Genomic DNA, 22635 nt, shown 5'->3' on the forward strand with positions numbered 1-22635 from the left:
ACGTCAGTAGCGCAGGCCACGCAGGTAGGAGTAGCCCACCTCCGCGGTCTGGATCGGGGTGACGTCAGGGCTGTCGTTCTCCACGATGTAGTCCTCGACCTGGTGGGCGCGGAAGATCTTGGCGAAGTCGATGAACCCCGTGCCGAGGTCGACGTGGTCGCCGGTGGCCTCGTTGCGGTCCTTGACGTGGTACTGGCGGACCTGGAGCGGAGCCCGGTCGACCACATCGATCGCGAAGTCGATCGCCTCATCGCTGGACATGCCGAGGTTCACCCCGCCTGTGACGGCCCAGTAGAGGTCCACCTCGAGGTGGACATAGGCCGGGTCGAGCTCCCGCATGAACACGTCCCAGGGCGTGACCCCGCCGCCGAGATCAGTGGTGAACTCATGGGCGTGGTTGTGGTAGCCGTAGCGGAAGCCGCGCCGCTTCGCGGCCGCCGCCTCGTTGTTCATCTGGTCGGCCCAGGCCTGCCAGTCGGAGAGCGAGCTGGAGGCCAGGTAGGGCACGTTGAGGTAGCGGACCCCGAGCGTCTCGGAGTTGTCGAACTTGGTCTCGAGCGCCGCGAAGCTGCTGCTCAGGCCGTCGTGGCTGGAATTGGAGCGGATCCCGAGCCCGTCGAGGACGCCTCGGATGTCCTCTGCGGTGCGCCCGTAGAGACCGGCCAGCTCGACGCGGTCGTAGCCGATCTGCGCCAGCTTGGCCAGCGTCGCGTCGACACCTGCTCCGGTCATGACCGACCGCAGCGTGTAGAGCTGGATGCTGATCTTGTCGGCCGGGACCCGGCGACCGCCGTGCCCACGTCCGGAGCTGGCGGCGGCCGATGCCGGTGCGGCCAGAGCACCGCTGACCCCGAGCGCGGCAGCACCCGCGGCGGCGCCGCGGATGAGGGAGCGCCGGCTGAGCCCGCGCTGTTCGAGTGAGCGCTGCAGCGCACCGTCACCGTCGAATCCAAAACACATCTCGTAACTCCTTCTTCTTGGGTGTTGCGGGTCAGTCGGCGGTCGAGAACGCCGCGTCGAAGGCTGCCTCGGGGGCGTCGAAGGCGAGCCGACGGACGAACTCGAGCGCCTCGGGAGCCCCGACGAGGCGGTCCATGCCGGCGTCCTCCCACTCGACCGAGATGGGGCCGTCGTAGCCGATGGAGTTGAGCATCCGGAAGCACTGCTCCCACGGCACGTCGCCGTGGCCGGTGGAGACGAAGTCCCAGCCGCGGCGCGGGTCGGCCCAGGCGAGGTGGGAGCCGAGCCGGGCGTTGCGGCCGTTGCCCGTCTGCATCTTCGTGTCCTTGCAGTCCACGTGGTAGATCCGGTCGCGGAAGTCCCACAGGAACCCGACCGGGTCGACCTGCTGCCACACCATGTGGCTGGGGTCCCAGTTGAGCCCGAAAGCCTCGCGGTGGCCGATCGCCTCCAGCGTCGCGACGGTCGACCAGTAGTCGTAGGCGATCTCGGAGGGGTGGACCTCGTGGGCGAACCGCACCCCGCACTCGTCGAAGACGTCGAGGATCGGGTTCCACCGGTCGGCGAAGTCCTGGTAGCCGGCCTCGATCGCCTCCTGGGAGACGGGCGGGAACATCGCGACGTACTTCCAGATGGAGGAGCCGGTGAAGCCGACGACCGTCTTGACCCCGAGGTTCTTCGCCGCCCGGGCGGTCATCTTCATCTCCTCGGCCGCCCGCTGACGTACGCCCTCGGGGTCGCCGTCGCCCCAGATCTTCGCGGGCAGGATGTCCTTGTGGCGCTGGTCGATGGGATCGTCGCAGACCGCCTGGCCCTTGAGGTGGTTGGAGATCGTGAAGACCTTGAGGTTGTGCTTGGCCAGCAGGTCCAGCTTCGCCTGGACGTACGTCTCGTCCTCGGCGGCCTGCCAGACGTCGAGGTGGTCGCCCCAGCAGGCGATCTCGAGGCCGTCGTAGCCCCACTCGGAGGCGAGGCGGCAGACCTCCTCGAACGGCAGGTCGGCCCACTGGCCGGTGAAGAGCGTGATCGGTCGGGTCATGGTGTTGGTCCTTCCTCAGGGGAGCAGTTCAGGGGAGCAGGGATGCAAGCAGGTCGCGGACCTCGGTGGCCTCGAACCGGTCGCGCTTGACGGAGGCGTCGGAGCAGACGAGCACCGGGCCGTGCTCGGGGTCGTCCGGCAGCCGGCCGTGGCTGCCGGAGACCGGGGCGGGGTCGAGCGGCACCACGCTCATGGCGTAGCGCAGCCCGGCCATCTTGCGGGCCAGCGTGGTGGCGGCACGCAGCTTGACCCAGCGGTCCTCGGGGTCGAGGAACAGCTCGGCGGGGTCGTAGCCGGGCTTCTTGTGGATCTCGACGCCGCGGGCGAAGTCGGGCGCGTTCGCGTCGTCGAGCCAGTAGTAGTAGGTGAACCAGGCATCCGGCTCGGCCACCACGACGAGCTCGCCGGCGCGCTCGTGGTCGAGTCCGTACGCCGCCTGGCCGGCGCGATCGAGGACCTCGGCCACACCGTCGAGACCCTGCAGCAGGTCGCGGACCCGGTCCAGGTCGGCGGGGTCCTTGATGTAGACGTGGGCGATCTGGTGGTCGGCGACCGCGAAGGCCCGCGACGTCCACGGGTCGAGCAGCTCGCCGGTGGCGTTGTGGTGGACGTGCAGGAGGCCCTCGCGGCGCAGCAGCCGGTTGACGTCGACCGGGCGGGTGGCGCGGGTGATGCCGTACTCGCTCAGCAGCACGACGCGTACGCCCGCCGCCTCGGCGTCGTCGAGCAGCGGCGCCAGGGTGGCGTCGACGTCGCGGGCGGCCTGGACCGCCTGCGGGCTGTCGGGGCCGAACCTCTGCAGGTCGTAGTCGAGATGCGGGACGTAGACGAGGGTGAGGTCGTGGTCGGGCATGACCTTGCGGGCGGCCGCGACGATCCATGCCGAGCTCTTGATCGAGGCCGTGGGACCCCAGTAGGTGAACAGCGGAAATGGGCCCAGCTCCGAGGTGAGGGTGTCGTGGAGCTCGGGCGGCCACGTCCAGCAGTCCGGCGACTTCTTGCCGTCGGCGTGGTAGGCCGGGCGTGGGGTGATGGTGGTGTCGACGTCGGCGCCCATGGCGTACCACCAGCAGATGTTGGCGACCTTCGCGCCGGGTCGCCGGCGGCGGACGACGTCCCACAGCTTCTCGCCCTGCACCAGCGCGTTGTGCTGGCGCCACAGGAGCACCTCGCCGAGGTCGCGGAAGTACCAGCCGTTGCCGACGATGCCGTGGTCGCGCGGCAGCGCGCCGGTCAGGAAGGTCGACTGGACCGAGCAGGTGACCGCGGGCAGCACCGTGCCCAGCTCGGCGGTGAACCCCGACTCCCCCACCTGCCGCACCCGCGGCATGTGCTGAAGCAGCTCGGGGGTCATCCCGACCACGTCGATGACCAGCAGCTTCTCACCCAGGTTCTCGCTCATGCCGCCGCCCCCGTAGCGCAAGCGCCATGGTACGGACGCGGCGGCCTGAGGCCCATGGTCGCTCGCTGACGCTCGCTCATGCCGATGCCTCCTGCAGCTGTTCGAGACCGGCCTCGAGGAGCCGGTCGCGGGTCCAGGCCAGCTCGGCCGCGATGCCCGCGACCAGGCCGGCGTCCCCATCGGGGCGGACCTCCTCGGGCAGTACGCCCCAGGTGTAGGTCTCGACCTCGAGGTGGTCGGTGTGCGCCACCGGGCCGCCGAGGAGCGCGTCGAGCGTGCCCGCGAGGTGGTCGCGGGTGCTGCGCAGCGGCGGGGCCGGGTCGGCGTGAAGGGGTACGTGGAAGTGCACCCGCCAGGGATGCTCGGCCGGCAGCGGACGATGGCCGGCGAGCGCCTCGGGCAGGTCGTCGCGGCTGTCCACCCGTGCCCCGCGCGGCTCGCGGGTCTGGTGGAGGAAGCGGTCCTCGGCGTAGGAGGCCAGGGCCTCGCGGGTCGCCGGGTCGCTCGGGTCGTCGGCGTGCAGGGCCGCGGAGACCTGGACCTTGACCACCGGCAGCCCGGCCACGCGCAGCCGGTCGAGCGCCTCGGTGGCATCCTCGAACTGGGTGGCGAGGTGGCAGGTGTCGACACAGATCCCGAGGTGGTCGGGGGCCAGTCCGGCGAGCCGGGTGACCGCGTCCCGGGTCGTCTCCACGACGCAGCCGGGCTCGGGCTCGAACCCGACCCGCACCGGCCGGCCGTGCTCGGCCTCGATGCCGGCCAAGCCGTCGGCGAGCTCGCCGATCAGCTCGCGCGCCGCCCGGTCGCGGTCGGTGAACCAAGGGGTGCGCCAGCCCAGCGGGAGCGTCGAGATGCTGCCGCGTACGGCATCGTCGGGCAGCAGCGCCGACAGCACCCGGGCGCAGTCGAGGGTGTAGTCGAGGCGGCGCCGCGTCGACCAGTCCGGGGAGTAGACGTCGCGCTTCACGACCGGGGCATGGAACCCGGCGTACGGGAAGGCGTTGAGGGTGACGACCTCCAGGCCGTGACGGTCCAGGCCGGCACGCAACCGGTCGAGGGTGGCCGGGTCACCGGCCAGCTCGTGCGCGGTCGCGGCGGGCAGCCACAGACCGAGACCGAGCCGCTGGACGCCGAGCCGGGCGCGCACCTCGCCGGCGTAGCGGCGGAGCTGGTCGAGGATGCCGTCGACGTCCTCGGCGGGATGCACGTTGCTGCAGTAGCCGAGGTGGACGACCGTGCCGTCGCGGTGCCGGAACCTCATGCCCGCTCACCTCGCAGCAGCGAGTTGCCGGCGAAGGTCGCGCCCTGGTGGGCCGCAGGTACGTCGAGCAGCAGCCGTCCGCTCTGGCCGAAGAACTCCACCGGGTTGCGCCACAGCACCCGGTCGACGTCGTCCTCGGTGAAGCCGGCCGCCAGCATCGCCTCGCCGGTGGCCCGGGTGCGCAGCGGGTCGCTCTTGCCCCAGTCGGCGGCCGAGTTGACGAGCACCCGGTCCAGGCCGCGGCGCTGCAAGATCGCGACCATCCGGTCCGGGTCCATCTTCGTGTCTGGGTAGATGGAGAAGCCCATCCAGGCACCCGCCTCGTCGACGACGTCGACGGTCATCTCGTTGAGGTGGTCGACGACGACCATCCCTGGCTCCATCCCGGCCGCCTCGACGAGGTCGAGGGTGCGGCGGGTCCCGGCCAGCTTGTCGCGGTGGGGCGTGTGCACCATCGCGGGCAGCGCGAACTCGCGGGCCAGCTCCAGCTGGCGGCTGAACGCCTTCTCCTCGTCCTCCGTCATCGAGTCGAAGCCGATCTCGCCGACCGCGACGACCCCGTCCTTGGCGAGGTAGCGCGGCAGCAGGTCGAGCACCGGCGTGCAGCGCGGGTCGTTGGCCTCCTTCGGGTTGAGCGCGATCGTGCAGTGGTGGGCGATTCCGAACTGCGAGGCCCGGAACCGCTCCCAGCCGACCAGCGCGTCGAAGTAGTCGACGAACGAGTCGACGCTGGTCCGCGGCTGGCCGAGCCAGAAGGCCGGCTCCACCAGGGCACGGACGCCGGCGGCGTACATCGCCTCGTAGTCGTCGGTCGTACGCGAGGTCATGTGGATGTGCGGGTCGAAGATGCGCATCAGGACTCCCGAGCGGTCTGGGTGGGGGCGGGAAGGAAGGGCAGGGCGTCGGCGGGCACCTCGCGGCCGGCCGCGCGCCGCTCCGCGGCGTAGTCGGCGACCATCCGGCGCAGCTCGTCGTCGGATCCGTCGGGTCTGTCGAGGCCGGCCACCAGACGAAGAGGTACGCCGACGAAGAGGCACTTGAGGACGGCCTGGCGCCACGCGGCGGGATCGAGACGAGCGGCGTACGTCCCCAGCGCGGCCGCCACCAGGCGCGGGTCGTTGGTGCGCAGGGCGTCGTGGAGCAGGTCGACGGCGCGGTCGCCGATGGCATCCTCGAGGTGCCCGAGGCCGAGCAGGACCGCCCGCCGCTCGTCGGCGTCGCCGAAGCGGTAGAGGTCGTGCACCTCGGCGCTCAACGCGTCGGCGTCACCAGCCAGGCCACGGCCGAGCGCCAGCAGCAGCCGCATGCGTACGTCGTCCTCGACCCGCTCCGCGCCCGGTTCTGGCGAGGTGCCGGCCGTGCGGCCGATCTCCCTGGCCGCGGCCGGGAAGCGGGTCCTGATCCGGGTGGGGTCTGCCTCGATCTCGGCGCACCACTCGGCAAGCAGCTTCTCGTTCATGCGCCCACCTCCTCGGGTCGGGGCAGGTCCTCGAGGGTCTCGCGCAGGAACGCGAGGGAGCGCTCGGCGACGACCGGGGCGGCGTGGGACTGGCGGGGCAGCTCGAGCGCGGCGAGCCCGGCGTAGCCGATCTCGACGAGGGCGCCGAGCGCGGCGGTGAAGTCGACCTCGCCGGTGCCCAGCTCCAAGTGCTCGTGGACGCCCTCGACCATGTCGTCGACCTGCACGTTGGCCAGCAGCGGACCGGCAAGGCGGATGGTCTCGGCCATCCCCCGCGGCTCGTTGCACACCACATGGCCGAGGTCGAGGGTGACCCGCAGCAGCTCCGGGTCGTCGAGGCGCCGGCGCAGCTCGAACACGGAGTCGAGGGTGTCGACGAAGTGCCCGGGCTCGGGCTCGACGGCGCACACGACGCCGCGGCGGGTGGCGAGGTCGAGGACTCGCCACACCCCGTCGCACAGGCGTCCCCAGGCCCGCTCCTCGTCCACGCCGTCCGGCAGGGTGCCCGACCAGAACGAGACCGCCTCGGCGCCGAGGTCGGCGGCCACCTCGACCGCCCGGTGCAGGTAGTCGACCCGGCGGCTCGCGTCCGGGCCCGGGTGAAGCAGGGTCGGGTAGTGCTTACGGAGCGGATCGAGGATGTAGCGAGCGCCGGTCTCGATCACGACCGACAGGCCGAGCTCGTCCAGCCGGCGGCCGACCTGGGCGACCCTGCCCGCCAGGTTCGGCCGGAAGGGGTCCAGATGAAGGTGGTCGAGGGTCAGCGCGACCCCGTCGTAGCCCAGTGCGGCCAGGAGGCTCAGCGCGTCCTCGAGCCGGTGGCTGTGCATGCCGTTGGTGCCGTAGCCGAACCGCAACGTGCTCGTCGTACTCATGTCGGTGACACCACCTTCGAGGCGGCCTTGACGATCGGGCCGGCGGCCAGCAGCGCGACCGCGGCCAGCGGTGAGCGGCGGGCGATGAGCGCCGCCTGGAGCGGGATCATCCCGCGGATCCCGGCGCCGGTGGCCCGCCGGACCGTACCGGCATCCGGCGAGGAGACCGCGGCCAGCTGCGCGGAGCCGACGCTGTGTGCGTACGTCGCGGCGAGGGCGACGGGAAGCACCGCCCGTCCGTGGCCGGCCGCCGCGGCGGCGGTCGCGACCGTGACCGCGCCGGCGAGACTCGCGGTGACGGGCCGGGTGCCGTGGACCTCGCCCCGGCTGAGCAGGGTGACTCCGGCGGTGTGGGCGGCGAGCAGACCGGCCGGCACCAGCCCGGCCCGCGTACGTCCACTCGCACTCGCCCCGAGGAGCACGTCAAGACCTCGGGCCGCGGCCATCGCGACCGGCCCGGCCGAGGTGTCCTTCAAGACGGTGTCGTAGGCCCACACCGTCCCGGCCAGGGCGGCCGCCGTCACCGCGGCCGGTCGCCCGCCGGCGAGCCCGGCCAGCCCGACACCCGCCGCGGTGAGCCCGACGGCCACCCCCAGCGCCTGCCGCGGGCCGATCCGCCCCGACGGGATCGGCCGCTCGGGGCGCTCGACGGCGTCGAGGTCCCGGTCGGCCCAGTCGTTGAGCGCCATACCGGCCCAGTAGAGCGCCACCGAGGCGGCCGGCATCGCGACCGCGCGGGCCCGCAGCGGACCGGCCGCGGCGGCCCCGGCCAGGGTGTCACCCGGCACGGTGAGGGCCGCCGGCAGCCGGACGAGCTCGGCGAAGGCTCGGGCGCGAGACGTCATCCGCCCACCCGAGCGCACCACGCGACCAGCTCTTCCCACTGCGTGCCGAGCCGGTGCTCGGTGGAGCCGGCCGGGTCCTTGAAGAAGAACCCGAACGGAAGCGGTCCGCTCTCCCCCACCTCCTGCGCGCGCAGGACGAGCCGGGCGAGGTCGAGCACCAGTGGCGCGGCCAGCGCGGAGTCGCACCCGCTCCAGGTGAACTGCAGCGACATCCGCACCCCGAGGAACCCCTCGAAGGAGACGTGGTCGATGGCGGTCTTCCAGTCGCCGTGGTCGGGGACGTAGTCGATGTGCATCGGCCCCTCCACCGGGTGACCGAGCATCGCCTCCAGCCCCTGGGCCTTGGTGACGAGTTTGCTCTGCGCGTTGGCCGGGTCGGCGAGCGTGGCGCCGTCACCACCGCCGAGCATGTTGTACGAGGCCCAGGCGTTGACCTGCAGAGCCCGCGTCGAGAACATCGGCGCCAGCGCCGACTTCAGCAGCGTCTCCCCGGTCTTCCCGTCCGAGCCCGCCCACGGGAGCCCGGCGCGCTCGGCGAGGGTGACGAGCACCGGCAGCCGCGGCCCGGGACTGGGTGTGAACGAGACCACCGGGCAGCCGGCCTGGTAGGCGGCCAGGACATAGACGGAGCTGGCCGGCAGCGGTGACTCCCCCGCGGCCAGCGCCGCGTCGAGGGCGTCGGGGTCGGCGAGCGGTCCGCCGCCCACGACCTCGGCCGGCGGCTCGGTGCTCGCCACGTCCACCACGACCACCCGCTCGAGCCCGTGCTCCTCGCGGAAGGCGACGAGATCGGCGGTCAACCGCTCGACCGCGACACCTTGCGGCTCGGCGCCCGCCGGGTCGTAGCCCGTACGCAGCCGCCCCTCGACCTCCTCCAGCTCACCGGCGATCGCCGGCAGGATCCCGGCGGGGACGACCCCGCCCGCGGCGAGCCGCTCGGCCCGCTTCAGCAACGGGTCCGCCCGCAGGTCGTGCCCGCCGATCACGAGAGCGTCCAAGGAGGGCAGCCCGGCGGCGGCGATCTCCGGCTGCTCGGCGACCAGGCCGACCCGCCCGGCGAGCCCGGCCCGGACCGCCAGCGCGCCGACCGTGGTCGTGACGCCCACCGAGCCGCAGGCACCGACCAGCCACAGTCCGACCCGCCCGTTAGTCGGTCCGCTCATCGGTCCGCCTCGCAGCGGAAACGGGCAACCCCGGCGACCATCTCGATGCCGCCGAGCACGTGGGAGAGGAACCTCGGCTCGGTGAACGACTCCGAGGTGTGGCCCATGCCGGTGTAGAAGGCCCGGCCGCCGTCGTAGCGGTGGCACCATGCGATCGGATGCGGGTCGCCCATGGCGAACCGGCCCGGGTCGTAGCTGCGCTCGTCGAGGTCGGCGAGGACCCGGATCGAGTCGGCCGGACGGTCGCGGAAGCTGTACCACTCGTCCCAGCGCGTCCACCGCTTCGGCAGCTCGGCTGTCGCCGCGGTGTTGTGCCCGTGCACCTTCACCGTCGCGGTCTGCTGGGCGGGGTGACCGGCGAAGTAGGCACCGACGAGGCCGCCGTACCAGGGCCAGTCGTACTCGGTGTCGGAGGCGGCGTGCACGCCCACATAGCCGCCACCGTCCTGGATGTAGCGCTCGAAGGCAGCCTGCTGGCCAGCGTCGAGCACGTCTCCGGTGGTGGAGAGCCACAGCACCGCCTCGTACGCCGCCAGATCGGTGTCGTTGAACACCGCCGCGTCCTCGGTGGCGGTCACCGTGAAGCCGTTCTCGGCCCCCAGCCTCTCGATCGCCGCGATGCCGTCAGGGATGGAGCCGTGCCGGAAACCGGCGGTCTTGGAGAACACCAGGACGTCGTACGTCCCGGCCCCCTCGCTCACGTCGGAGCGGTCGGCACTCGCTGCCGGCGCCGGTGACAGGCCCGGGGCAAAGGCGGCCACTGCCACCAGCCCGACTCCCGCGATCAGCGTCCGGAACCTTCTCGATCCGTGCTTCATGTGCGTATCCCTTCTGTGCTCAACGGTCTGAACAGGCTGGAATCGGCCGAGCGGCCCCGGTGGATCAGGTGGGGATCTCCTGCCACGTCCTGGTGTCGGAGCTGGTCTCCACCGCGGCGAGAACGCGCTGCACCTGGAGTCCGTCGGCGAACGTCGGCGTCGGCTCGGTGCCCTCGCCGAGTGCCCGGACGAGGTCGACGACCTGGTGGGTGAAGCCGTGCTCGTAACCGAGGCCGTGGCCCGGCGGCCACCAGGCGGCCACCCACGGGTGCTCGGGCTCGGTGACCACGATCCGGCGGAAGCCGCCCTCGGCGGCCGGCAGGGTCGCGTCGTGGAAGTGCAGGACATTCATGTCCTCGAAGTCGAAGGCCAGGCTGCCCTTCGACCCGTTGATCTCGATCCGGATCGCGTTCTTGCGGCCGGTGGCGAAGCGGGTGGCCTCGAAGGAGCCGACCGCTCCCCCGGCGAACCGCGCCAGGAAGACCGCGGCGTCGTCGACGGTCACCGGACCGCGTTCGGCGCCCGCGGTGGCGGAGAGCCCGGACGAGGTCTCGGCGACCGGGCGCTCCTTGACGAACGTCTCCAGCATCCCGGAGACCTCCAGGATCCGGTCACCGGTGATGTGCTGGGTCAGGTCGATGATGTGAGCGCCGATGTCGCCGAGCGCGCCGGAGCCGGCCTTGGTCTTGTCGAGGCGCCAGCTCAGCGGGGTCTCGGGGTCGGCCAGCCAGTCCTGGAGATACTGCGCACGCACGTGGTGGAGCTCTCCGAGACGACCGTCGGCGACCAGCTTCCGGGCCAGGGCGATGGCGGGCACCCGGCGGTAGGTGAATCCCACCATCGCCCGCACTCCACGCTCGGCGGCCACCGCGGCGGCCGCGGCCATCCGCTCGGCCTCGGCCACGCTGTTGGCCAGCGGCTTCTCGCAGAGCACGTGCTTGCCGGCCTCGAGCGCGGCGATCGCGATCTCCGCGTGGGTGTCGCCGGGCGTGCACACGTCGACCAGGTCGACGTCGTCGCGGGCGATCACGTCACGCCAGTCGGTGACGCTCTCCTCCCAGCCGAACCGGGTGGCGGCCTCCGCCACGCGAGTCGCGTCACGGCCGCAGAGAACCTGCATCCGCGGGGTCAGGGGAAGGTCGAAGAAGCGGTGGGCACTTCGCCAGGCGTGGGAGTGGACGGCACCCATGAAGGCATAGCCGATCATCCCCACCCCGAGCGTGGCGTTCTGCTCGGTCATCGGAACTCGATCCTGTGTTTCGGTGGTGTCGCTCCGCGCCCGAGCGCGGAGCGATCTTGCGGTCTGACTGGGTCGGGCTCGATCAGGACTCGAAGGCCGTGGGCAGGAACTCGTCCACGTTCTCCTTGGTGACGACCGGCGCGTCCAGCTGGATGGTGCGCGGCACGGTCACCTCGACCAGGTCGGACATCGCCTTGTCCTGGGCCAGGAGCCGGGCGAGCTTGATGCCGTCGGCGGCCTGGGTGGAGGGGTAGATGACCGTCGCCTTGAGGACACCCTTGTCCGACTCGATCTCGCGCATCGCGTTGGCCGAGCCGGCGCCGCCGACCATGGTGAACTCGTCGCGGCCGGCGTTGTTGATCGCGGCGAGGACGCCGACGCCCTGGTCGTCGTCGTGGTTCCACAGGAAGTCGATCTTCGGCGCGGCCTGGAGCAGGTTGGAGGCCGCCTTCTCGCCGCCCTCGACGGTGAAGTCGGCGGCGACCCGGTTGTCGACGTCGAGGTCGCACTTGGCCAGCGCGTCCTTGAAGCCCTTGCTTCGGTCCTGGGTCAGCGGCAGCGAGTCGATGCCGGCGATCTCGGCGACGACGGCGTCCGTCTTGCCGCCGGCCTGCTCACAGACGTACTCACCGGCCGAGACACCCATGCCGTAGTTGTCACCGAGCACGGTGACCCGGGCGGCGTTGGGGTCGTTGAACTCACGGTCGACGTTGATGACCGGGATGCCGGCCTCCATCGCCTTGAGAGCCACCGGCGTCATCGCGGCGCCGTCGAAGGGCAGCAGCACGATGGCGTCGACCTTGTCGTTGATGAAGGTCTCGACCTGGCTGATCTGCAGGCTGACGTCGTTGGTGCCCTCCGCCAGGCGCAGGTCGACGTCCTCGTAGGCCTCGGCAGCGGTCTTGGCCTGCTCGCTGATCGCACCCATCCAGCCGTGGTCGGCGGCGGGGGCCGAGAAGCCGATGACGACCGTGTCGCCCTTCTCGTCGTTGGAGCCGGCCTTAGCGTTGGAGGTGCCACCGACGTTCTCGGACTTCTCGGGGGTGTTGCTGATGCACGCCGAGAGGGCGAGCACCGAGAGGCCGGCGACGACGATTCTTGCTGTGGACTTCAGTTTCATGGAAGTGCTCCTAGATCGTGCGAGGTGGAGAAGGGATTGGTCCGAGAGCCGTGGACGGCTGGCTGGATGTCTGGATGGCGTCGGGCGGTCATGACCCTGGCTGTCGTGAGAACCGCTTCTGCAGCAGCACGGCGGCGATGATGATCAGGCCCTTGGTGAAGGCCTGAGCGGAGATCGAGAGGTTGTTGATCACGAACACGTTGGTGAGGGTCGTGAAGATCAGCACCCCGAAGACGGTGCCGACGATGGTGCCGCGCCCGCCTGCGAGCAGGGTGCCGCCGATGACGACCGCGGCGATGGCGTCGAGCTCGTAGAGCTGGCCGTGGGTGGCGCTGCCGGTCGTGGTGCGGCTGACCAGCATGATCGCGGCGATGCCGCAGCAGAGGCCGACGAGCACGTAGAGGAGCACGGTGTGGCGGCGTACGTTGATGCCTGCCAGACGCGAGGCCTCCGGGTTGCCGCCGATGGCCAGGGTGCGCCGGCCGAAGGTGGTGCGGTTGAGCACGACCCAGCCGATCACGGCCACGATGACGAAGATCCAGACCAGGACCGAGATCCCGAAGATGTCGCGGGAGAACGCGTCGGTGAAGCCCGGCACGCTGACGATCTGGGTCTTGCGCGCCGAGATGATCTCGGCCAGACCGCGGGCACTGGCCATCATCGCGAGCGTGGCGATGAACGGCACCACGCCGCCGTACGCCACCAGCAGGCCGTTGATCAGACCGGCGCCCGCGCCGACCAGGAGCGCCGTGGTGACGATGAAGATCCAGTGGTAGTCGTTGGCCATCGCCTGCGTGGACAACGTCGTGCACCAGACCGAGGAGAGCGCGACGAGCGCACCCACCGAGAGGTCGATGCCACCGCCGGTGATGACGAACGTCATCCCGATGCTGACCACGCCGATCACCGCCGCGAGGCGGAGGATCGTCATCACGTTGTCGACCGAGGCGAACCGATCGCCGCCGGAGACGACGCCGACCAGGGCCAGCAGCGCCAGCGCCAGGACCAGGCCGAGGTTGTGGCCTGCGCCGCTGCGCATCAGCTGGCCGAGGCCACCGGGCTCCGCCCGGCGAGCCGCTTCCTTCTCGACCCGAGCCGTGTCCCCCTGGGCCACGGCAGCGTTCGTAGGCGTGTCGCTCATGCGACCTCTCCTTCCATCACGAGGTCCAGGACCTTCGACTCGTCGATCTCGGTGGCGGGTCCCTCGTGGACGACGGAGCCCTCGCTGATGACGAGGACCCGGTCGGCGAGACCGAGCACCTCCTCCACCTCGCTGGACACCACGACCACGGCGACACCTTCGTCGGCCAGGCGGCGGACGAGGTTGTAGATCTCGGTGCGTGCCCCGACGTCGACGCCACGGGTGGGCTCGTCGAGGAGCAGCACCTTGCAGTCGCGCAGCAGCCAACGGGCGAGCACGACCTTCTGCTGGTTGCCGCCCGAGAGGTTGCGGACCGGCCGTTCCACCCCGGCCGGACGTACGTCGAGCGAGCGGCTGAGCTCCTCGGCAGCGCGGCGCTCGGCGCCACTGTCGAGGAAGCTGCCCTTGGAGAACCGGTTCAGTGACGAGACGGTCACGTTGCGGTAGACCGCCTGGTCGAGCAGCAGCGCCTGGCTCTTGCGCTCCTCGGGAGCGAGGCCGATCCCGGCCGCCACCGCGGCGCGCACCGAGCCACGACGCAGCCGGCGGCCGTTGACGGTGACCGTGCCCGCGCTGGAGCGGCGGGCGCCGTAGACGGTCTCGAGGATCTCCGAGCGCCCGGAGCCGACCAGACCGGCCAGACCGACGATCTCGCCGGCGTGGACGCGGAGGTCGATGTCGCGGAATCTGTCGCCGGACAGGCCGGTGGCCTCGAGCACCGGCGTGCCATCCCGTCCGGGTGCGATCACGGGGCGCGCGGGGAAGACGTACTCGATCTGGCGGCCGGTCATCAGCGTGATCAGCTCCCGGGTCGGGGTCTCCTCGACCGAGAGCCCGGTGGCCACCGTGCGGCCGTCCTTGAGGACCGTGATCCGGTCGCCGATCTGGCGGATCTCCTCGAGGCGGTGGGAGATGTAGATGATCGCGACGCCCTCCGCGGTGAGGCCGCGCATCACCCGGAAGAGGTTGTCCACCTCCTCCTGGTCGAGGACCGCCGACGGCTCGTCGAGGATGAGCAGGCGGGTGTCGTGGGACAGCGCCCGCGCCATGCTGACGATCTGCTGCCCGGCGGGCGAGAGATCGCCGACCAGCTTGTTCGGGTCGACCTCGCTGTGGCCGAGCCGGGCCAGGAGCGTACGCACCCGCTGGGTCGCCTCGCTGCGGCGGCTGAACCCGGCCGTGGCGAGCTCGTGGCCGAGGAAGATGTTCTCGGTCACGGTGAGCCCGGGCACCAGGTCGAGCTCCTGGTAGATCGTCGAGATGCCGCGCTTCATGGCGGCGACCGGCGTGGTCAGCCGGACCGGCTCGCCCTCCCAGAGGATCTCCCCCTCGTCGGGCTGGTACGCCGCCGAGAGCACCTTGATGAGGGTCGACTTGCCGGCGCCGTTCTGTCCGAGAAGGCAGTGCACCTCCCCCGCGCGGACGTCGAGGTCGACTCCGCCGAGGGCGAGCACGCCAGGAAACCGCTTCACGATCCCGGTCATCTCGAGAAGTACGTCACCCCCGTCTGCGCTGGCGGCGGGGCCGTCCGGCGACGGCTTCGGGGTCTGGGTCATCGGGTTCCTCCGTGCAGTTCGGCGAGGGCGGTGGGGTCGGAGAGCACCGGCTCCAGGGAGACCAGTGCGCCGCCGCGTACCGCGGCGGTGGGGCCGAAGGCAGAGATCGCGACCTGGGTGCCACCGGCACGCGGTGCGAGGACGTCGGCGGCGAGCCGCGCCTCGACGGCCGGCCGCAGCCACTCGCCGAGCACGGCGTAGTAGCCGCTGAGCACGACGGTGCCGGGGTTGAGCGTGTTGACCAGGACGGCGGCGCCGGTGCCGAGCCAGGTCCCGACCTCCTCCAGCGCGGCCAGGGTGCGGCCGTCGGCGAGCCGGGCCCGCTCGACCAGGGTGGCGAGGCGCTCCTCCAGGGTCAGCACGGGGTCGCGAACCGGGTCGTCGGGGTCGGTGGCCGCCTCGAGCAGCGCCCGCAGACCGACCACGGTCTCCCAGCAGCCGGTGCGGCCGCAGCCGCACAGCCGCCCGCGAGGGTCGACCGGGAGGTGGCCGATCTCGCCGGCCCAGCCGTGCCGGCCCGGGGCCACCCGGCCGCCGCTGACGATCGCGCCGCCCAGGCCGACCTCGCCGTAGAGGACCACCATGTCGGCGCGGTCGGCGTCGGCCGGGTCGAGCTCGGCGGTGGCGGCGAGGGTGGCCTCGTTGGCCACGCGCACCGGCGGCACCGGCGCGGCGACGGCGGCCAGCCGGCGGCGTACGTCCTCGGCGGCGTCGATGTCGCGCCAGCCGAGGTTGGGGGCGAGGGTGACCCGCTGCGTGGCGGTGTCGACGAGGCCCGCGACGCCGACGGTGATGCCCGCGACGGTGGTGCCGGCGGTCCGTGCCTCGGCGAGGGCGTCGGCGACCAGGACGGCGAGCTCGGCCAGCACGCCCTCGGGCGGAAGCCTGCGTCCGTCGATGCCGCGACGGAACTCGGCGATCACGTCCCCGGCGAGGTCGACGGCGACGACGGCGAGATGGTCGACATTGATCTCGGCACCGATCCCGCACACCGAGCTGCCGACGAGCCGGACCTGGACACCGGGGCGGCCGGCGCCGCGGCGGTCGGCGTCCTCGCAGGAGACCAGCCCGAGCTCGGCGAGCTCCTCGATCAGTCCGGTCGCGACCGTGCGGGTCAGTCCGGTCTCCTCGGCCAGGCGCCCACGCGAGCGCGGGCCGCGGTCGCGGAGCGACCGCAGGAGCAGGCCCATCCGCGCGGTCCGCACTGCGGCCGGGTCGGCGGTGGCGGAGACCCGCACGGTGATGTCTGCGTCGCGCACGGCTGCCTCCTGTCCGGGGTGTCGGTGTTCATCACAGACACAGCCTGTGATAGCAGTCACAGAATTCGGTGACTGAGAGACAAACTAGTGACCGCGCTCACGTTGTACAACCCTTTCTTGGCGGTTTCTGCAAAGTTTCTGTCGAACTTTGAAAAGTAATTGGACAAAGTAGCCGAAAGGGGCACCCGGCCATGGCTGGCCGAATGCCCCTTTCAGGTCGATCGCGAGGGTCACTCGCTGGGTGCGATCACCACCTCGTCAGAGCCGGTGAGCGCCGGGATGTCGCCCTCGCCGGGGTCGGTGTACTCCGCCACGAAGACGGCGTTCAGGTCGTCCTGCCCGGGGTCGTGACCACCGGGCACGGTCGTCACGATCGAGCCGCTGCAGCCGTTCGCGGTGGACTGCGGGTGCCCGTGCTCGTCGTGGCCCAGGACGTACGTCACCGAGACCCGGTCGCAGTCGACGGCCTGGTCATCGGTCACCTCGACCTGGAACTGGACGGTGTCGCCGAAGTGGAACGCCTCGCCGGGCGCCGGGCTCGTCGTCAGTGTCACCACCGGAACATCGTTGCCGACGACGACATCGACGTCAGCCGAGGCGTGCTTGCCGCGGCCCGCCTTGCCCTTGTCCGTGACGGTCAGAGTCGCACGGTAGGCCCCCGGCTCCTCGTAGGTGTGAGTGGCGGTCTTCCCGGTGGCGTCGAACGTGCCGTCACCGTCGAAGTCCCACTGGTAGACGAGGCGGTCACCGTCGGGATCGGTCGTCCCGGCGCTGTCGAAGGCGACGGTCAGCGGCGGCTGACCCGCGGTCTTGTCGGCACTGATGACCGGCTTCGGGCTGTGGTTGCCGGTACGGGCGATGTAGTCGATCCGGGATACCTGGGCCTCCTCGTTCTCGCTGAAGAACCCGTCGCCGTACTCGAGCATGTAGAGCGAGCCGTCCTTGCCGAACTCCAGGTCCATCACGTTGTCCGTGGCGAACGTGGAGAGCACGGATTCGATGCCGGTGAGCTCGCCGTCGGCGTCGAGCCGCATGCCCTTGATGTAGTCCCGGCCCCACTCCGCGAACAGCGGAACGCCGTCGTAGTACGCCGGCCAGGCACCCGAGAGCGGGTTCTTGGTCGCGGACTTCCGGAAGTCGTACGCAGGGCCGGCCATCGGGGCGATGCCGCCCGTACCGAGCTCTGGGAACTCCGCGGACTGGCTGTAGGTGTACCAGACGGTCGGCTGGGTGACCGGCGGGAGCTGGGTCAGCCCGGTGTTGTGCCGAGAGTCGTTGACCGGGGCGTCACAGTCGAACGCCGGCCCCGAGGTCCCGGTCGCGAAGTCATAGTCGCGGTAGGGCATCTCGGCGGTCGCGCACAGCGGCCAGCCGTAGTTGGCCGGCTTGCTGACGACGGTCCACTTTCCCTGGCCCGCCGGGCCGCGGTCCGGGTTGGCCGAGGACGCGTCGGGCGAGTAGTCGGCCACGTAGATCCGATCGGTCTCCGGGTCGATCTCGATCCGGAACGGGTTGCGCAGACCCATCGCGTAGATCTCCGGCCGGGTCTTCGCCGTACCTGGTTTGAAGAGGTTGCCCTTCGGGACGGTGTAGCCGCCCGTACGCCCCGGCTTGATCCGGAGGAGCTTGCCGCGCAGGTCGTCGGTGTTGGCGGCCGTACGCCGCGCATCGAAGGCGGGGCTGCGGTTCTCGCGGTCGTCGAGCGGGGCGTACCCGTCGGACTGGAACGGGTCGGTGTCGTCGCCGGTGGCGAGGATCAGGTTGCCCGCGGAGTCGAAGACGATGTCGCCGCCGACGTGGCAGCAGCGCCCGCGGTCCACCGGTACGTCGATGATCTGCTGCTCGGTCGACAGGTCGATCTTGCCGCCGGCGTACTTGTAGCGCGAGAGCCGGATCGCGCCCTTGAAGGGCTCGAAGTCGGCGGGCGTGCCGAACTCCGGGGCGTCACCCTCGTTGACGTCCGGCGTGGCCGGGTCGTCGACAGGGGTGTCCATCGGGGGCGAGTAGTAGACGTAGACCCACTTGTTGGTCCGGCCGTTGTATCCGGGGTCCAGAGCGATGCTCTGCAGACCCTCCTCGTCGTGCTGGTAGACGTCGAACTCGGCTGCGACGCTGTTGACGCCGGTGTCGGCGTCGTTGAGCCACACCTTCCCGGCGCGGGTGGTGTGGAGGACATCCCCGTTGGGCAGGACCGCCAGGTCCATCGGCTCACCGGGGCGGTCGTTGAGGGTCACCTTCTCGAAGTCGGTGTCCGGCGGCGGGGCGGCCGTGGGGGCCGCGTCCGCGGACGTCGTGAGGGGCAGAACCAGGAGGCCGGATACCACGGTGGTGGCGACGCTCCAGAGGGTGAATCTGCGCACGGTCCATCTCCTTCTCTCGCTGTCATGGGAGGGGAGCGAGATCGTCCGCGAACGTACCGATGTGACGCCGGTCACGTCAAGTGACTTGCGTACTTTCGCAAGATGATTTCGAAAGATGGGACGACAGCGCGCCTCTGAGGCGGTCGAGAGTGGGGGTTTACACCTCTCCGCTGCTGGGCGCGTACACCGAGGCGCTGATCAGATGGGCGGCCCCGATGACGCCGCCCTCGTCGCCCAGCTCGCTGAGCACGATCGGGAGGTTGCCGGTCGCCAGCGGCAGCGAGCGGCGGTAGGTCACGCTGCGGATCTCGGCGAGCAGGCCATGGCCGAGCTTGCTGACCCGGCCGCCGATGACGATCAGGCCGGGGTTGAAGAACGAGACCAGGCTGGCCAGGACCTGGCCGATGCGGTGTCCGCTCTCCCGGATGAGCTGGACCGCCTGGGCGTCGCCGCGGGCCACCGCGATGGCGATGTCCTCGGCGCTCAGCTCGCCCTTCTCCGCGAGCAGCTCGGCCAGCACGGGCGAGCGTCCGGAACGGGCCGCGGCGAGCGCCTCGCGAGCGAGCGCCGCCCCTCCGGAGAACGCCTCCAGGCAGCCGGTGTTGCCGCAGGCGCAGGTGGGCCCGAAGTCCTCGACGCGGATGTGGCCGATGTCGCCGGCGCAGCCGTCGACGCCGCGGTAGAGCTCCCCGTCGACGACGATCCCGCAGCCGATGCCGGTGCCGATCTTGACGTAGAGGAAGTCACGAGCGGTCCGGGCGACGCCGGCGTGCTGCTCCCCCGCCGCGAGGACGTTGACGTCGTTGTCGAGCACGACCGGGCAGCCCAGCTCCCGGGCGACCGCGTCGCGCACGGGGTAGCCATCCCAGCCCGGCATGATCGGCGGGGACACCGAGACGCCGCGGTGGAAGTCGACCGGTCCGGGTACGCCGACGCCCGCGCCCATCGGCTCGCTGACGTCGTGCTCGTCCAGGAGCGCGCGTACCTCGTCGAGCGCGGTCGCGAGCACCTTCTCCGGGCCGCTGCGGATGTCGCACGCCCGGGTGCGGGTGCCGATCACCGACAGCCGGCCGTCGGTGAGGCCCACCGACATGCTGGTGGCGCCGATCGAGATGCCGACGAACCGGATGTCCGGCGCGAGGTCGACCAGGGTCGAGCGCCGGCCGCCCCGGGAGGCCGCCGGCCCCACCTCGTGGGCCATGCCCAGCTCGGTGAGCCTGCCGACCTCGGCCGCGATCGTGGTGCGGGAGACGTTCAGCCGGTCAGCGAGCTGAACCCGCGAGAGCGGGCCTTCGTCACGGAGCTGGGCGAGCAGTCGTGCCTGCATGGAAGTCTCGGCCCGGCCGGCGAGTGAATGGCGCATACCGGCGATCCTGCCATGTGGCACGCCTTACTAGCCCAGAAGCGCGTCGACGAAGGCCTCAGGGGTGAACGGAGCCAGGTCGTCGGGGCCCTCACCGAGGCCGACGAGCTTGACCGGAACACCGAGCTCACGCTGCACGGCGACGACGATGCCACCCTTGGCGGAGCCGTCGAGCTTGGTCAGGACGATGCCGCTGACCGCGACGGCCTCGCTGAAGACGCGGGCCTGGATGAGGCCGTTCTGGCCGGTGGTGGCGTCGAGGACGAGCAGCACCTCGGTGACCGGGGTCTGCTTCTCGATGACGCGCTTGACCTTGCCGAGCTCGTCCATCAGGCCGGCCTTGTTCTGCAGCCGTCCGGCGGTGTCGACGATGACGGTGTCGACGCCGGTGTCGAGGCCCTCCTTGACCGAGTCGAAGGCGACGCTGGCCGGGTCGGTGCCCTCCGGGCCGCGTACGACCTCGACGCCGACGCGCTCGCCCCAGGTGGTCAGCTGCTCGGCGGCAGCGGCGCGGAAGGTGTCGGCGGCACCGAGTACGACCTTGCGGTCCTCGGAGACCAGGATCCGGGCGAGCTTGCCGGTGGTGGTGGTCTTGCCGGTGCCGTTGACGCCGACCATCAGCACCACACCGGGGGCGCCGTCGGCACCGCTGACCTGGAGCCGGCGGTCCATGCCCGGGTCGACCAGCTTGATCAGCTCGTCACGCAGCGCCGCCTTGGCGTCGACCTTGCCGCCCTCGACGCGCAGCCGGGTGCGCAGGCCCTCGACCAGCTCCTGGGTCGGGGCGACGCCGATGTCGGCGGTGAGCAGCAGATCCTCGATGGACTCCCAGGTGTCCTCGTCGAGCTTGTCGGTCGAGAGCAGGTTGAGCAGTCCGCGGCCCAGCGCGTTGGAGCCGGCCAGGCGCTGGCGCAGCCGCACCAGGCGGGAGGCGGTGCTCTCCGGCTTCTCGATGACCGGAGCGGCGGGCTCGGCCGGCACCGTCTCCGGCTCGGCCTCCGCGACCGTCGGCTCTTCAGGACGGGTGATGACATCGGTCCCCGCCTCGGTCGGCAGCGAACGGTCCTTGCGGCGCCGGGTGCTGGCGACCAGGCCGACGATGCCGCCGCCGATGATCGCGACAGCGGCGACCGCGATGATGACGATGAGGGTGACCATTTCCATGGGCCTCATCCAATCAAACTAGCGGCCCAAACCGAGAGTCCGTGTCGTAGGCCGTGCGATGCGTGCGTGCATCGCACGGCGGCGTCGCGACGGCATACCGGGTGTCTTCCGAGCGGCGCCAACGCCGCGAGGTGCGTGCGCAGCGTGCGGCCTGCGGCACGGAATCGAGGTGCGGGACGCTACCGGTTCTTTTCCGTAGTCCCTGGCTTGCGCTCACCGAGCAGCTCGGTGAGATGGTCCTCGCGGCGGGTCTGCAGGCGGGTGGCCGGACTGAGCGTGGGGGCCGTGTCGACGGCCCGCTCCATCGCCTCACCGAGCTTGGTGGCGTACGGCATCTTCTGTCCGCGGTGGGGGAAGACCGTGTAGACGATCACGAGTCCGGCCAGCGCGACGATGAGCAGCATCGCCACGAAGATGACAAGGATGGTCGTCACTGGCTCGGCCAGCCCCCTTCTGGATACGCACGGACGGCGTCCACCCTCGCACACCTCGCCCCCCCGAGCACACAACGGCACGCGCCTGCACGCGCGCCCGCGCCCGGGGCGTCCCGTCTTTCGGCGCGGGATCTCGACAACGTCCACCGGGCCGGTAGTGTTTCACGGCATGAGGATCATCGGGACAATGATGGTCCGGGACGAGGTCGACATCGTCGCAGCGATGATCGAGCACCACCTGGACCAGGGTGTCGACACGTTGATCGTCACGGACAACGCGTCGGTCGACGGCACCACCGAGGTGCTCGAGCGGTACGCCGCCACGGGACGGGTCGAGCTCCACCACGACCCCGTCCACGAGAAGCAGCAGGGCAAGGTCGTCACCTCGATGGCCCGACGTGCCCGCACCCACTTCCGCGCCGACTGGGTCCTCAACCTCGACGCCGACGAGTTCCTGGTGCCCAAGGACAAGGGCCTGACCGTACGCCAGGCGCTCGAGGCCACTCCCCTGTCGCTGAACGCGTTCACCGTCGAGGTCGAAAACCTCGTCGGCCCGCCCGCCTGGACCGGCGGCGGCGTCAATCGGCTCCAGTGGCGCGACCGGCGCTCCGACGAGCGCCTCGAGGCGGTCGGGCTCCACGCGCATCCGACGCCCAACGCCATCCACCGCGGCGAGTCGGACATCAAGGTCGTCCAGGGCAACCACTTCGTCTCGCTGATGAGCAACGGCCAACCGCCCGACGAGGTCGCTCTCGAGGTGCTCCACCTCCCCTGGCGCTCCTGGGCCCAGCTCGAGCGCAAGGTGATCAACGCCGGCAAGGGCTACGAGGCCAACCCCGACCTGAAGCCGAGCCCGCGTCACCACGGGATGCGCGACTACCAGCGCTACCTCAACGGCACCCTGCAGGATGCCTACCTCGCGCGCACGCCCACCCGGGCCGAGCTCGCCGCCGGCGCCTTCTCGGGGGACTACTCGTTCGACGACTGGCTGACCTACCACCTGCACATCGTGCTGGGCCGCTCGCTCGTCCCCGACCTCATGCGTGACGTGCTCGACCCCGAGAACGACAAGGCCGTGCCCGACGACGAGCACGCCCTCGGCGCCGAGCGCGGCCGGGCCGCACTGGCCGCCGAGCCCTACATCCCACCCCGCAAAAGCTGAATCTCTCTTCTCAG

Annotated in this window: 20 protein-coding genes; 1 reads left to right on the forward strand and 19 read right to left on the reverse strand. The window is 71.1% G+C overall.

Annotation, left to right across the window (positions count from 1 at the left end):
• Window positions 1-3: 3 nt before the first annotated feature.
• The 19 genes from ACFX43_RS26215 to ACFX43_RS26305 all read right to left on the reverse strand — a co-directional run bounded on the left by ACFX43_RS26215 (window position 4) and on the right by ACFX43_RS26305 (window position 21459).
• Window positions 4-960, reverse strand: coding sequence for a sugar phosphate isomerase/epimerase family protein (locus tag ACFX43_RS26215; RefSeq protein WP_378838226.1), 957 nt, complete (start codon window positions 958-960; stop codon window positions 4-6).
• A gap of 31 nt (window positions 961-991) precedes the next feature.
• Window positions 992-1999, reverse strand: coding sequence for a sugar phosphate isomerase/epimerase family protein (locus ACFX43_RS26220; protein ID WP_378838230.1), 1008 nt, complete (start codon window positions 1997-1999; stop codon window positions 992-994).
• A gap of 28 nt (window positions 2000-2027) precedes the next feature.
• Window positions 2028-3401, reverse strand: coding sequence for an alkaline phosphatase family protein (locus ACFX43_RS26225; protein ID WP_378838233.1), 1374 nt, complete (start codon window positions 3399-3401; stop codon window positions 2028-2030).
• A gap of 76 nt (window positions 3402-3477) precedes the next feature.
• Window positions 3478-4662: a metabolite traffic protein EboE gene (gene eboE, locus ACFX43_RS26230; RefSeq protein WP_378838237.1), complete on the reverse strand. Its 1185-nt coding sequence runs from the start codon at window positions 4660-4662 to the stop codon at window positions 3478-3480.
• Window positions 4659-5516, reverse strand: a complete 858-nt coding sequence (locus ACFX43_RS26235; RefSeq protein ID WP_378838240.1) for a TatD family hydrolase — start codon at window positions 5514-5516, stop codon at window positions 4659-4661. Before ACFX43_RS26235 ends, eboE begins: the two co-directional genes overlap by 4 nt.
• On the reverse strand, window positions 5516-6121 hold the full coding sequence (locus ACFX43_RS26240; protein WP_378838247.1) for an EboA domain-containing protein: 606 nt from the start codon (window positions 6119-6121) through the stop codon (window positions 5516-5518). Before ACFX43_RS26240 ends, ACFX43_RS26235 begins: the two co-directional genes overlap by 1 nt.
• A complete protein-coding gene (locus ACFX43_RS26245) occupies window positions 6118-6996 on the reverse strand; it encodes a sugar phosphate isomerase/epimerase family protein (protein ID WP_378838251.1) in 879 nt (292 codons plus the stop codon). The genes ACFX43_RS26240 and ACFX43_RS26245 overlap by 4 nt, the downstream gene beginning before the upstream one ends.
• A complete protein-coding gene (locus ACFX43_RS26250; protein ID WP_378838255.1) occupies window positions 6993-7841 on the reverse strand; it encodes an SCO3242 family prenyltransferase in 849 nt (282 codons plus the stop codon). Before ACFX43_RS26250 ends, ACFX43_RS26245 begins: the two co-directional genes overlap by 4 nt.
• Complete coding sequence (locus tag ACFX43_RS26255; protein ID WP_378838260.1) at window positions 7838-9004, reverse strand: inositol-3-phosphate synthase; 1167 nt, start codon at window positions 9002-9004, stop codon at window positions 7838-7840. Before ACFX43_RS26255 ends, ACFX43_RS26250 begins: the two co-directional genes overlap by 4 nt.
• Entirely contained in the window at window positions 9001-9822 is an 822-nt protein-coding gene (locus ACFX43_RS26260) for a ThuA domain-containing protein (protein WP_378838264.1), read from the reverse strand. Before ACFX43_RS26260 ends, ACFX43_RS26255 begins: the two co-directional genes overlap by 4 nt.
• Before the next feature lie 64 nt (window positions 9823-9886).
• On the reverse strand, window positions 9887-11062 hold the full coding sequence (locus tag ACFX43_RS26265; protein ID WP_378838268.1) for a Gfo/Idh/MocA family protein: 1176 nt from the start codon (window positions 11060-11062) through the stop codon (window positions 9887-9889).
• An 82-nt stretch (window positions 11063-11144) separates the two neighbouring features.
• A complete protein-coding gene (locus ACFX43_RS26270) occupies window positions 11145-12182 on the reverse strand; it encodes a substrate-binding domain-containing protein (RefSeq protein ID WP_160024501.1) in 1038 nt (345 codons plus the stop codon).
• 88 nt (window positions 12183-12270) lie between these two features.
• Window positions 12271-13323 carry an ABC transporter permease gene (locus tag ACFX43_RS26275; protein ID WP_378838283.1) on the reverse strand — a complete coding sequence of 351 codons (1053 nt, stop codon included), beginning with the start codon at window positions 13321-13323 and terminating at the stop codon, window positions 12271-12273.
• Window positions 13320-14879, reverse strand: coding sequence for a sugar ABC transporter ATP-binding protein (locus tag ACFX43_RS26280; RefSeq protein ID WP_378838287.1), 1560 nt, complete (start codon window positions 14877-14879; stop codon window positions 13320-13322). Before ACFX43_RS26280 ends, ACFX43_RS26275 begins: the two co-directional genes overlap by 4 nt.
• Complete coding sequence (locus ACFX43_RS26285) at window positions 14876-16138, reverse strand: ROK family protein (protein ID WP_378838294.1); 1263 nt, start codon at window positions 16136-16138, stop codon at window positions 14876-14878. The genes ACFX43_RS26280 and ACFX43_RS26285 overlap by 4 nt, the downstream gene beginning before the upstream one ends.
• A 230-nt stretch (window positions 16139-16368) precedes the next feature.
• Entirely contained in the window at window positions 16369-18498 is a 2130-nt protein-coding gene (locus tag ACFX43_RS26290) for a PQQ-dependent sugar dehydrogenase (RefSeq protein ID WP_378838300.1), read from the reverse strand.
• Window positions 18499-18655: 157 nt separating this feature from the next.
• Window positions 18656-19861 carry an ROK family transcriptional regulator gene (locus ACFX43_RS26295; RefSeq protein WP_378838306.1) on the reverse strand — a complete coding sequence of 402 codons (1206 nt, stop codon included), beginning with the start codon at window positions 19859-19861 and terminating at the stop codon, window positions 18656-18658.
• Window positions 19862-19891: 30 nt separating this feature from the next.
• Complete coding sequence (gene ftsY, locus ACFX43_RS26300; RefSeq protein WP_378841166.1) at window positions 19892-21025, reverse strand: signal recognition particle-docking protein FtsY; 1134 nt, start codon at window positions 21023-21025, stop codon at window positions 19892-19894.
• Between the two features lie 179 nt (window positions 21026-21204).
• A complete protein-coding gene (locus ACFX43_RS26305) occupies window positions 21205-21459 on the reverse strand; it encodes a hypothetical protein (RefSeq protein ID WP_378838309.1) in 255 nt (84 codons plus the stop codon).
• A 169-nt stretch (window positions 21460-21628) separates the two neighbouring features.
• Between ACFX43_RS26305 and ACFX43_RS26310 the strand changes: the two genes are divergently transcribed.
• Window positions 21629-22621 carry a glycosyltransferase family 2 protein gene (locus ACFX43_RS26310; RefSeq protein ID WP_378838313.1) on the forward strand — a complete coding sequence of 331 codons (993 nt, stop codon included), beginning with the start codon at window positions 21629-21631 and terminating at the stop codon, window positions 22619-22621.
• The last annotated feature ends 14 nt before the right edge of the window (window positions 22622-22635 follow it).

It is taken from the genome of Nocardioides sp. YIM B13467 (assembly GCF_042788075.1).
Classification (GTDB): Bacteria; Actinomycetota; Actinomycetes; order Propionibacteriales; family Nocardioidaceae; genus Nocardioides.

Coding starts and splice junctions, on each gene's coding strand:
- ACFX43_RS26215 (WP_378838226.1), bottom strand. CDS start 960: ATGTGTTTTGGATTCGACGGTGACGGTGCGCTGCAGCGCTCACTCGAA.
- ACFX43_RS26220 (WP_378838230.1), bottom strand. CDS start 1,999: ATGACCCGACCGATCACGCTCTTCACCGGCCAGTGGGCCGACCTGCCG.
- ACFX43_RS26225 (WP_378838233.1), bottom strand. CDS start 3,401: ATGAGCGAGAACCTGGGTGAGAAGCTGCTGGTCATCGACGTGGTCGGG.
- eboE (WP_378838237.1), bottom strand. CDS start 4,662: ATGAGGTTCCGGCACCGCGACGGCACGGTCGTCCACCTCGGCTACTGC.
- ACFX43_RS26235 (WP_378838240.1), bottom strand. CDS start 5,516: ATGCGCATCTTCGACCCGCACATCCACATGACCTCGCGTACGACCGAC.
- ACFX43_RS26240 (WP_378838247.1), bottom strand. CDS start 6,121: ATGAACGAGAAGCTGCTTGCCGAGTGGTGCGCCGAGATCGAGGCAGAC.
- ACFX43_RS26245 (WP_378838251.1), bottom strand. CDS start 6,996: ATGAGTACGACGAGCACGTTGCGGTTCGGCTACGGCACCAACGGCATG.
- ACFX43_RS26250 (WP_378838255.1), bottom strand. CDS start 7,841: ATGACGTCTCGCGCCCGAGCCTTCGCCGAGCTCGTCCGGCTGCCGGCG.
- ACFX43_RS26255 (WP_378838260.1), bottom strand. CDS start 9,004: ATGAGCGGACCGACTAACGGGCGGGTCGGACTGTGGCTGGTCGGTGCC.
- ACFX43_RS26260 (WP_378838264.1), bottom strand. CDS start 9,822: ATGAAGCACGGATCGAGAAGGTTCCGGACGCTGATCGCGGGAGTCGGG.
- ACFX43_RS26265 (WP_378838268.1), bottom strand. CDS start 11,062: ATGACCGAGCAGAACGCCACGCTCGGGGTGGGGATGATCGGCTATGCC.
- ACFX43_RS26270 (WP_160024501.1), bottom strand. CDS start 12,182: ATGAAACTGAAGTCCACAGCAAGAATCGTCGTCGCCGGCCTCTCGGTG.
- ACFX43_RS26275 (WP_378838283.1), bottom strand. CDS start 13,323: ATGAGCGACACGCCTACGAACGCTGCCGTGGCCCAGGGGGACACGGCT.
- ACFX43_RS26280 (WP_378838287.1), bottom strand. CDS start 14,879: ATGACCCAGACCCCGAAGCCGTCGCCGGACGGCCCCGCCGCCAGCGCA.
- ACFX43_RS26295 (WP_378838306.1), bottom strand. CDS start 19,861: ATGCGCCATTCACTCGCCGGCCGGGCCGAGACTTCCATGCAGGCACGA.
- ftsY (WP_378841166.1), bottom strand. CDS start 21,025: ATGGAAATGGTCACCCTCATCGTCATCATCGCGGTCGCCGCTGTCGCG.
- ACFX43_RS26310 (WP_378838313.1), top strand. CDS start 21,629: ATGAGGATCATCGGGACAATGATGGTCCGGGACGAGGTCGACATCGTC.